Here is a 3880-nt window from a genome sequence, read left to right as displayed (position 1 = left end):
GCGTCGGCGGCCGCGTTGACCGCGCGGAGCCGGCGGTCCAGGTCGGCCAGGTGGTCGTCCAGCAGGTCGGCGACGCGGGCGGGGTCGGGTTCGGCGAGGACGGCGACGATCGCGGGGAGCGGCATGTCGGCGGCCCGCAGCCGACGGATCAGCCGGGCCGGGCCGGTTTGGCCGGGGGCGTAGTAGCGGTAGCCGGTCGACTCGTCGACCACGGCGGGGACGAGGACACCGGCGTCGGCGTAGAAGCGCAGGGCGCTGGTGCTCAGGCCACAGGCACGGGCGAAGGCGCCGATGGTTAGCAGGTCATCGGATTCGGGCACCCGGTCATCATCGGGGTTCGAGCAGGTCGAAGGTCAAGCGATCAGTCGCGGGTGGTGCCCGCGGCGACCATCTCCGGGGAACCGGTGCCGAGGTTGCGGTAGACGTTGGCGACCACCATCTGGCCGAGGGCGTTGTTGCCGACGCCGCCGATGACCGCGCCGATACCGGCCGGGATGAGGGTGCCGAACAGCAGCAGGGTGCGTTTGACGAGATAGTTGACGATGAACCGCTTGGCCGGCGAGTCGGGCATGCTCGCCAAGCCCGGGATGTGATCGGTGACCACCGAGAGCCATTGGCCGGTCTTGTGCCCGGCGGTCTCGTCGAGCACCTTCGTGCCCGCCTCACCGAGGACGACCTTCGACACCAGGTGCTCGCGCCGCGGATCGGCGGGGTCGAGGTCGTAGGCCGCGGCCGCGCCGACCGACAGCACCGACGACGCCTCGAGGAACACGGCCGTGTCGACACCGGTCGCGGCCAGGCTCAGCACAGTGCCCACCCCGGGCACGGCGGCGGTGAGACCCACCAGCACCCCGCTGGTGGTGACGACGACGAGGTACTGCCGCGACAACCGCCGCAATGTCTCCACCGGCGCGTCCTGCGGATGCCTGCGCTCGAGCCAGTCGACGTAGCGGCCGACCGTGCCCGTCTGCGCGTGCGCGACCTTGTCGAGCGCGGGAACTACACGCTTGTCCACGAATTCACGCAACATGCGGTGACCTCTCCTGTCGGCGAACGACTGGCGAACGATTCCCCGACCACCCTAGGCGACGCCCGTCGGCAATGCCTGACGGCGGCGCGCGGGTCGGCGGTCGTAGGCTGGACGGATCATGACCAGGAGCACCCCCGATTCCTGCCCCGGTGTCCTGCGCCTGCACCAGGCCGCCGACGGGCCGCTGACGCGGATCCGCGTCCCCGGCGGCCGGCTGGCGCCGCAGCAGCTGCAAGCCCTCGCCGACGCGGCCCGCGAGCTGGGCAACGGCGCCCTGGAACTCACCTCGCGCGGCAATATCCAGCTGCGCCGGGTCGGGGACCCCGCCGCCCTCGCCGATCGGCTCGGCGCGGCGGGTCTGCTGCCCAGCCGCACGCATGAACGGGTCCGCAATATCGTGGCCTCGCCGCTGTCGGGCCGGATCGGCGGCTGGGCGGACGTGCACGACCTCGCCGTCGGCCTGGACACCGGACTCCAGGCCGACCCCCGGCTGGCCGAGCTGCCCGGCCGGGTGCTGTTCACCCTCGACGACGGCCGCGGCGATGTGAGCACCCTGCGCGGCGACATCGGCATCCAGGCCGTCGCCGCCGACGAGTTCGCCGTCGTTCTCGCGGGCGCCGACACCGGGCTACGGGTGAGCGCGAGCGAGGCGGTCGAGGTGATGCTCGACGCGGCGCGCGGTTTCCTCGACCTGCGCGGCTGCGGCGACGACGGCCAGTGGCGACTGCACGAGATCCCCGGCGGCGCCGAGCGGGTCGCCGAGACGCTGGACCGCTCCCCCGCCGGCGCGCCGCTGGAACTCGGTGCGGCACACGATATCCCGATCGGCTGGCTGGACCAGGACGACGGCCTGGTCAGCCTCGGCGCCGGAGTGCCGCTCGGCACGTTACCCGCGCGGACCGCGGAGTTCCTCGCCGCCGCCGAACGGCCCGTCTTCGTGACGCCGTGGCGCAGCCTGGTGATCACCGACCTCGACGAGGGGCCCGCCGAGACCGTCGTCCGGGTGCTCGCGCCGATGGGGCTGATCTTCGACGCGCAGTCACCGTGGCTGCGGGTCAGCGCGTGCGCGGGGCGGCCCGGCTGCGCGAAGTCGCTCACCGATGTGCGCGCCGATCTCGCGGCCGCCGTCGACAGCGATCGGGTCCGGCCCGGCGCCCAGGAATCCACCCATGTCGTGGTTCCCGCCGAGGACCTCACGGTGGCGGGCCGTCAGCACTGGTCCGGCTGTGAGCGCCGCTGCGGCCGGCCGAGCGGACCGGTCACCGACGTCGTCGCCACCCCCGACGGCTACCGGGTCGACACCCACTGACGTTCGCCCACACCGAAATTCGGTCGACCCCGGTGCGCGGGGCTCGTACGCTGATCACCTCGCAACGAGGGGGTTTCCATGTCCACACTGCAGGTGACGGCCGAACAACTGATCGTCCACGCGCATCCGAACGCCGACCGGCTCGAGCTGGCCCAGGTCGGCCTGTACCGGGCGGTCGTGGCCAAGGGTCAGTTCACGACCGGCGCGCACGCGATCTACATCCCGGAGCAGGCCGTACTGCCCGAGGCGCTCGTCGCCGAGCTCGGGCTGACCGGCAAACTGGCGGGGCCGCAGCGCAATCGGGTGAAGGCGGTGCGACTGCGGGGCGAGGTGTCGCAGGGCATCGTGTGCACGCCGGCGGCGCTCGCGGGTGTCGATCTGGCGGCGGCCGCCGTGGCGGGCACCGACTTCGCCGACGCGCTGGGGATCACCAAGTGGGTGCCGCCGGTACCGGTCTCGATGGACGGTCAGGTCGAGGCGGCGCCGGAGCTGCTGCGGTGGATCGATGTCGAGAACATCAAGCGGTTCCCCACCATCTTCACCGCGGGGGAACCGGTGGTGGCCACGGAGAAGATCCACGGCACCGCGTGCCTGCTCACGTTCGTGCGGGCCGAGGACCGGATCCTGGTGTCTTCCAAGGGCGTCGGCGGGAAGTCGCTGTCGCTCACGCCGTCCGAGGGCAACCTGTACTGGCGGGCGATCCGCGCGCACGGCCTCGACGAGGCCGCCAGGAAGCTGGCGACCGCGCTCGACGCCGACCGGGTCGGGCTGTTCGGCGAGGTCTACGGCGCGGGCGTGCAGGACCTGCACTACGGCGCCTCGGCCGCGCATGACGGCTCGCTGGGCTACGGGTTGTTCGATGTCGCGGTGGAGCGGGGCGGCGAGCCGGTCCGCTGGCTCGACCATCACGAGATCGGCACGCTGCTGGGCGAACTCGGGCTCACCGTGCCACGGGTGCCGGTCCTCTACGAAGGCCCCTACGACGCGGCGACCCTGCTCGCGCTCGCCGAAGGCAGCGAGACCGTCAGCGGTCTGGGCGCCAACATCCGGGAGGGCTTGGTGATCCGGCCCGCGACCGAGCGGCAGTCGCCGGTGCTCGGCGGGCGGGCGATCGGCAAGATCGTCTCCGACGCGTACCTGCTGCGCGACGGTGGCACCGAATTCGAGTGATCACCAGCGCCGTCCGTGCGCCGGTGCGGCGATCCGCACCGGCGCACGGAGGCGCTACGCGCGAACCGGGCGACGCGCGCGCACAGTCTCCGACACCACCGCCACCGTCAGCGTGACCATCACCCCGACCACCAGCCACATTCCGNCCCCGCCCCACGGAGGCGCTACGCGCGAACCGGGCGACGCGCGCGCACAGTCTCCGACACCACCGCCACCGTCAGCGTGACCATCACCCCGACCACCAGCCACATTCCGCCGAGGTGCGGTGCGGCCAAGGCCAGCACCAGCGCGGCCAGCAGGCACGGCAGCGGCCAGCGCAGCAACCAGCGGGGGCCCGCGCTGGCGAGCCCGCCCAGACCGCAGACCAGGAA

General features: G+C 72.7%; 4 protein-coding genes and 1 pseudogene. 2 read left to right on the top strand and 3 right to left on the bottom strand.

Features of this window, described 5'->3' with window-relative positions:
* Together V8688_RS31595 and V8688_RS31590 are read right to left on the bottom strand one after the other, a co-directional pair.
* Nucleotides 1-320, bottom strand: a 320-nt coding sequence (locus tag V8688_RS31595) for a MerR family transcriptional regulator (RefSeq protein ID WP_342802343.1), incomplete at its 3' end; no start/stop codon positions are given.
* 41 nt (nucleotides 321-361) lie between these two features.
* On the bottom strand, nucleotides 362-1030 hold the full coding sequence (locus V8688_RS31590) for a hypothetical protein (protein ID WP_316575151.1): 669 nt from the start codon (nucleotides 1028-1030) through the stop codon (nucleotides 362-364).
* Nucleotides 1031-1148: 118 nt separating this feature from the next.
* On the opposite strand from V8688_RS31590, the gene cobG reads away from it, so the two are divergent.
* Both cobG and V8688_RS31580 read left to right on the top strand, forming a co-directional pair.
* Nucleotides 1149-2339 carry a precorrin-3B synthase gene (gene cobG / locus V8688_RS31585; RefSeq protein ID WP_342802342.1) on the top strand — a complete coding sequence of 397 codons (1191 nt, stop codon included), beginning with the start codon at nucleotides 1149-1151 and terminating at the stop codon, nucleotides 2337-2339.
* A 78-nt stretch (nucleotides 2340-2417) separates the two neighbouring features.
* Nucleotides 2418-3509, top strand: a complete 1092-nt coding sequence (locus V8688_RS31580) for an RNA ligase (ATP) (protein ID WP_342802341.1) — start codon at nucleotides 2418-2420, stop codon at nucleotides 3507-3509.
* A gap of 164 nt (nucleotides 3510-3673) precedes the next feature.
* On the opposite strand, the pseudogene V8688_RS31575 reads toward V8688_RS31580, so the two are convergent.
* Nucleotides 3674-3880: pseudogene (locus tag V8688_RS31575) on the bottom strand (hypothetical protein); the annotation flags it as partial.

The organism is Nocardia sp. No.11 (assembly GCF_038752175.1).
GTDB classification, from domain to species: domain Bacteria; phylum Actinomycetota; class Actinomycetes; order Mycobacteriales; family Mycobacteriaceae; genus Nocardia; species Nocardia canadensis.
The sequence above is the reverse complement of the archived record's forward strand: the minus strand, read 5'-3'. Positions and strand labels throughout refer to the sequence as shown.

What these genes read in the sequence shown, in the direction of transcription:
- V8688_RS31590 (WP_316575151.1), bottom strand. Translation starts at nt 1,030, where the DNA reads ATGTTGCGTGAATTCGTGGACAAGCGTGTAGTTCCCGCGCTCGACAAG.
- cobG (WP_342802342.1), top strand. Translation starts at nt 1,149, where the DNA reads ATGACCAGGAGCACCCCCGATTCCTGCCCCGGTGTCCTGCGCCTGCAC.
- V8688_RS31580 (WP_342802341.1), top strand. Translation starts at nt 2,418, where the DNA reads ATGTCCACACTGCAGGTGACGGCCGAACAACTGATCGTCCACGCGCAT.